At 46.3% G+C, this 5,597-nt stretch carries 4 protein-coding genes; 1 reads left to right on the forward strand and 3 read right to left on the reverse strand.

The window, feature by feature from the left end; translation table 11 throughout:
- Positions 1 to 373: 373 nt before the first annotated feature.
- Both ACESPQ_RS20730 and ACESPQ_RS20735 read right to left on the reverse strand, forming a co-directional pair.
- Entirely contained in the window at positions 374 to 1,231 is an 858-nt protein-coding gene (locus ACESPQ_RS20730; protein WP_002610188.1) for an NAD(P)-dependent oxidoreductase, read from the reverse strand.
- Between the two features lie 36 nt (positions 1,232 to 1,267).
- Complete coding sequence (locus ACESPQ_RS20735) at positions 1,268 to 2,161, reverse strand: membrane protein (RefSeq protein WP_002610190.1); 894 nt, start codon at positions 2,159 to 2,161, stop codon at positions 1,268 to 1,270.
- A gap of 106 nt (positions 2,162 to 2,267) precedes the next feature.
- Between ACESPQ_RS20735 and ACESPQ_RS20740 the strand changes: the two genes are divergently transcribed.
- On the forward strand, positions 2,268 to 3,461 hold the full coding sequence (locus tag ACESPQ_RS20740) for a cation diffusion facilitator family transporter (RefSeq protein WP_002610192.1): 1,194 nt from the start codon (positions 2,268 to 2,270) through the stop codon (positions 3,459 to 3,461).
- Positions 3,462 to 3,919: 458 nt separating this feature from the next.
- Here ACESPQ_RS20740 and ACESPQ_RS20745 read toward each other — a convergent pair whose 3' ends face one another.
- Entirely contained in the window at positions 3,920 to 5,404 is a 1,485-nt protein-coding gene (locus ACESPQ_RS20745) for a GntR family transcriptional regulator (RefSeq protein WP_373144873.1), read from the reverse strand.
- Positions 5,405 to 5,597: the final 193 nt, after the last annotated feature.

Consider the following 5,597-nt stretch of genomic DNA (forward strand, 5'->3'; position numbering starts at 1 on the left):
TCTATAGGAACATATTGATTGTTCTCTATACTGAATACTCTTTTTTTGTCAAGATACCTTAAGTTGATGACATTGCTCAAATAGAGAGAAAGCGTGTTTTTTTGCCATACCTCAAAAGCACGGATAAATATGAATAGGATGCAGATCGATTGCTTATATTGCTCCATGGCATCCGGTGAATAGTGCATTACAGTCATGTATGCCACTACAAATTCCAGAAAATTTTTGACATAGCCATAAAAATGCGTAAGCACAATATACATTTTTAGAAACTCTGTTTCAGCTTAAGTCTGATTGAGTAAATGTTCGATAAACGTGATATATAGAAAGCTGTGGTGTCAGGATTCTAGCCAAATTGTCACAGCTTTTATATTCATTTATAATAATGCACAAGTGCCTGTGTACCGTTGTTTTCCTCTCCCATGCCTGCCAGTGCTTCGTACATATTGCAGACAGCCTCCAGCATATCCAGATGGACGTTCTGCTGCTCCATCTCCTGCTGAACAATGTGCATATCCTTAATAAAATGCTTGATATAAAAGCCGGGAGCGAAGTCGTTTGCAAGAACACGCGGTGCGGTATTGTCGATCTGCCAGCTGCCTGCAGCTCCTTTGGCGATAGCGGTAAGCATCTTCTGCTCATCCAGTCCGACCGCTCTTGCATATACCAGTGCTTCACTCATCGCTGCCACAGCGCCTGCCACGGCAATCTGATTGCAGGCCTTTGTATGCTGACCACTTCCTGCTTCTCCCATATACTGAATTCCCGTCCCCAATAGGGAGAATAGCGGACGCATTTGTTCGAACACTTCTTCATCCCCGCCAGTCATAATAGACAGGGATGCGGCTTTTGCCCCGCTGTCACCACCGGATACCGGAGCGTCCAGCATGGCATATCCCTTTGCCTTTGCTGCTGTGTACAGCTTTTTTGCCAGCGCGGGCGAAGAGGTTGTAAAATCAATCAGTACGGCATGCGCTTTGGCATGTGCAAAGATACCGTCATCCCCCTCATAGATTTCTTCCACATCCTTTGGGTAACCGACCATGGTACAGACAACATCCGCATCACTTACACAATCCCGAATGGTACGCTCCACCCGGATTCCCTGCTCGAGCAGGGGAGCGGCCTTCTCATAGGTGCGGTTATAGGCACTCACCGTATGACCGCCCTTTTTCAGGTTCAGCAGCATGCTGGTCCCCATCACGCCGCAGCCAATCCATGCAATCTTCATATGATCACCTTCCTTTTGTATTATTATACAGGAAGATTATAGAAACTGCACGCAAAGGATTAGCAGAAGGACAGAAATCATCCCCTGCAGAATCCGGTAAAGCAGAAAGACGGGATAACGCAGAGGAACCTGCTCCACCATACTCATGATCTGCATATGTACACAGAAGCCTGCAAATCCAAGCAGAAAGCTGGTAAGGAGTAATCTCTGCATAGTGGAAAACGGTGTGACGTTGATCAAAACGATGCCGCTGGAAAACTCGGCAAGACTGCGTATGATAAGCGCAGGAAATTCCGGAAGAAAGGAAAACAGCACAGCGGTAACACTCATAAAAATCATCAGATATCCCCCAATCATATAGAGAGAAATTCCACTTTCCGTAACTGCGCTGCTAAGATTCCGCATAAAGGATTGTGAGGAAGCAACAGCTGCAGGAAAGGTATGAATCGTGTGTCTGCGGGTGAACAGCAGCAACAGCAGACCGCTGAGCAGCTGCAAAGCAAACAGCAGCATGCCGATGTGCAGAGATTTGAAAAAGACGATACCGCAGGAGATAATGACAAAGCCCGGTGTAGGAAAACAGCAGCAATACAGCAGGCGTGCAGCATCCTGCCGGGAAAGGACACCATCCCGTACGGCTTCATCCACAAAGACAGAGCCGGTGGGAAAGCCAAGGAACATCGTGCATAAAACCAGATTCCATGCCCCCTGATCCATCCCCAGCAAAGCAGGCAGACCTAGAGAGGGAAGATGGTCAAACGCATGCTCCTTATAGAGCAGACGAACCAGAACCATAGATAAAAACATGGAGGGAACCAGCTTTTCAAACCAGATGGAAAGTGCGTTTTGTGCACTTTGCAGCGTCAGGGTTCCAAAGCCAAGTGTCAGTAAGAGAAGACCAAACAGCAGAAAGCCCGTGAATTTTTTCATGTTATCACCGATATACTATATGATGAAACGAAAACTTTCATGTAAATCTTTCCCATTTTGGTGAAATGTGTTAAACTAGATATTCATAAAAGAAGTGGGTGATATAATGATAAATTATCTTGCGAAAAAAATGATACACAACTATAACGAGCTGGAAGATCCTGCTGTGCGAAAGGCATATGGAAACCTTACAAGCACGGTGGGGATTGCAAACAATGTGATTTTGTTTCTGTTTAAATTTCTGGCCGGTACCCTGGCACGCAGTGTGTCCATAACGGCAGACGCTGTCAACAACCTTTCCGATGCCGGAAGCTCTGTGATTTCCCTGCTCAGCTTTAAGCTGTCAAGCAAGCCGGCAGATGAAAAGCATCCCTTTGGCCATGCGCGCTACGAATGTATTGCATCAATGATCGTTGCTGTAGCCATCCTGCTGCTTGGCTTTGAGCTGATTCGCACCAGCTTTCATAAGATTCTTCAACCGGAGGCAGTGTCCTTCAGCTGGTTGAGTGTGATTATTCTGCTGTTTTCCATTTCCGTAAAGCTGTGGATGTACAGTTATAATAAGAAATACGGGAGGCTTTTGAAGTCCAGTATAATGGAGGCGACCGCTGCAGATTCCATCAGTGATGTTATGGCGACGGGAGCTGTTCTTGTTTCCACAGTACTCTCTCCTATTATTCATTTTAATCTGGACGGCTATATGGGGGTTGTTGTTGCCATCTTTATTTTGATGGCGGGTGGAGGCATCATCAAATCGGCGCTGGATGAGCTGCTGGGACAGGCACCGGATGAGGATCTGGTGAAACAGATTCAGGATAAGATTAACAGCTATGATGGAGTGCTGGGTATGCATGATCTCATGATCCACGATTATGGTGCGCACCGTACCTTTGCATCTGTGCATGTGGAGGTGGATTATAAGGAGGATGTACTGAAATCTCATGATATGATTGATAATATCGAACGCGACTTTCAGGAGAATATGGGACTGGAGATGGTTATCCACATGGATCCCATCAATATTGACGATCCGCTGACCAATGAGCTGCGAACACTGACAGCAGCAATCGTAAAGGAAATTGATGAAGACCTGAGCATGCACGATTTCCGTATCGTTCCGGGAGAAACCCATACGAATATGATTTTCGATGTTGTCGTGCCCTTCCATATTAAAATGAGTAATCAGCAGATTCTGGATGCCCTTGCACAGCGGATCCGGGAGCATAAGGGTGATCATTACTATCTGGTTGTTACCTTTGATCGTGCCTATACGACCCACCATTCACAGGAATCTGCCTGAAATCTGCAACAAGAAATCCTTTTCTATCCTGATACAGATACAGCAGGGAAGCAGGACAGCTTATAGGCGCATTCAATAGAATATAGAAAATATCCACCGGACTCCGGTGGATTTTGATGTATTCCTGTTGAGCCAGTCAATAAAGGAATTTGTCTATGCCTGCATACCCATAGCAGGAAATCCCTGATAGGAAAGTGCCGGTAATCTGCACAGAAAACCCGTGGATATGGTTTTGCAGGTTTTTTATAATCCGATGTTATTTTTCTGTACAGGCGGTTATCCACAAGCGCATATGGTCACCATGGAAAAGAGTTGCCGATAAAGCTTTCCCTGACGGAAAGCACTTCCTTCCATATCTGTTTTTCTACGAAGCTACAGCATTCAGTCATACCGGCGTGGTGTGAGAATCGCCCGCCGACCATTCTTATTGCAGAAAGCAGCCGTCTTTTCATCAGGAGTCAAGGGTTAGCGCAGACATTCTTTGTTTCCTGCAGAGGAAGGGAATCGATATCGGGCAGCTGAATGGCATCACATTGACGGATGCCGATGCGTTTGGCACAATGGATGATGATATGGAACAGCTGCATGTAGACCTGCTGTATACAGCGGCAATAGCCGTCGGCATCCCGTTTCACCAGAAAGCCAACCGCTTCCTCACAGCGCTTGTAATATAGATCGACCAGTTGTTCATCCAGCTGCAGCAGTGTGAAATAAAAGCCCCATGACAAAATGCTGCGAAACTCCTGCAGAATCTGTTTCAGATTGGCCTTGGGAAGAATCACCAGCAGGGCATCAAGGAAACCGACGCCATCATAATGCCGTTTTTTTATCCGCTCCTCCATAACAGGGGAAAGCACGAGCAGCTGGTCGAAATATTCCAGGCAGCAGCGGCCGATCGTGATGGTGATAAACTGTACAGCCCCGATGAATTTTACGGCGTCACGTATCATTGTACTGTCCTCCAGATGTGCATGTGCAACCCCCTTATTCAGCTGAATGCGGGTCCCCAGACCGTTATAGGTCTTTGCGAGCCCGATATCATTCAGCTGCTTCAAAACCTTGCGAATCGTTGCGTAGGATACCTGATAGGTTCTGGACAGCTGCTCTATGGGCGGCAGCAGCTGCTGATCGGCATAGGTTTTGCAGGCGATGCTGCGAATAAGGTCTCGGAAGACAAGTGTGTAAACGTAATCATGAGAATGCTTCGGCTGCCAGAAAAAGGGGGTTGCTTCCGGTATACGGTGGTTGCCGCAAAGCTGTATCTGCGCTGCGTGCTCACGGATACGCTGTATGGTGTAGCAAATCGTGTGATAATAAAAATCATATACAAAGCGGCGGTTTTTATCTGTATAGGCGGCAAGCAGCTGCTCATAATCGTGCTTCAGAGTGCCATGATAGGAGGAAAACAGATCCGTATGGTACAACAGCGGATATTCAATATAGGAAAAGGTCGTCAGATACAAATCGAGAATCATATCATTATGATAACGCTGCAGCAGATATACATTAAAATCCCGGATCAGCAGTCGGCGTTTTTCCAGATTTTTATTATCCTCCAGCGTCGACAGCATTTTATATAAATGACGGATATCCTTTTCCTGCAGTAAATCGCACAACCCGCTGCAGAGGGGAGGCAGGCACAGACGCATGCTTTCCAAAACGTCAATCATCTGCCGGTGTGTATGCAGAATATAGAAATCCGTCTGCTCATCGTGCGCCTGTGAGGGCTGCCAGATCACCTGTGCACGCTTGCGTGCCTCTAAAGAAATATAGCCGGCATCCCGCATATCGCGCAGGACGTCCTGTACGGTACGTATTCCTACCTGATATGTGCTGCACAGCTGTTTAGCGGATGGAAGACGGCTCCCATAGGGAAGCCGCCTCGTTATGATCAAGGATGTAAGCGAATCGTAGAGACTGCTGTAGAATGTTTGTCCTTTCAAAATGGATCCTCCAGGGAAATGTTAATCCTAGTATAGCATGGAAATTTATACAGAAGCAATCCGTTCTTTCCATAAAATCTAAAATAAGACGGTAATAAGGTTGCACGCAGCACAAAAGTATACTAAAATAGAAAAGACCTATATGCATACGTATGCAGATTTGGAAAGAGTATTGTTTGTGAAGAATGGAAAA

It is taken from the genome of Clostridium sp. HGF2, from assembly GCF_964240115.1.
GTDB lineage: Bacteria > Bacillota_I > Bacilli_A > Erysipelotrichales > Erysipelotrichaceae > Clostridium_AQ > Clostridium_AQ innocuum.

Excerpts from the sequence above, each read along its gene's own strand:
- ACESPQ_RS20730 (WP_002610188.1), bottom strand. The coding sequence starts at position 1,231 with ATGAAGATTGCATGGATTGGCTGCGGCGTGATGGGGACCAGCATGCTG.
- ACESPQ_RS20735 (WP_002610190.1), bottom strand. The coding sequence starts at position 2,161 with ATGAAAAAATTCACGGGCTTTCTGCTGTTTGGTCTTCTCTTACTGACA.
- ACESPQ_RS20740 (WP_002610192.1), top strand. The coding sequence starts at position 2,268 with ATGATAAATTATCTTGCGAAAAAAATGATACACAACTATAACGAGCTG.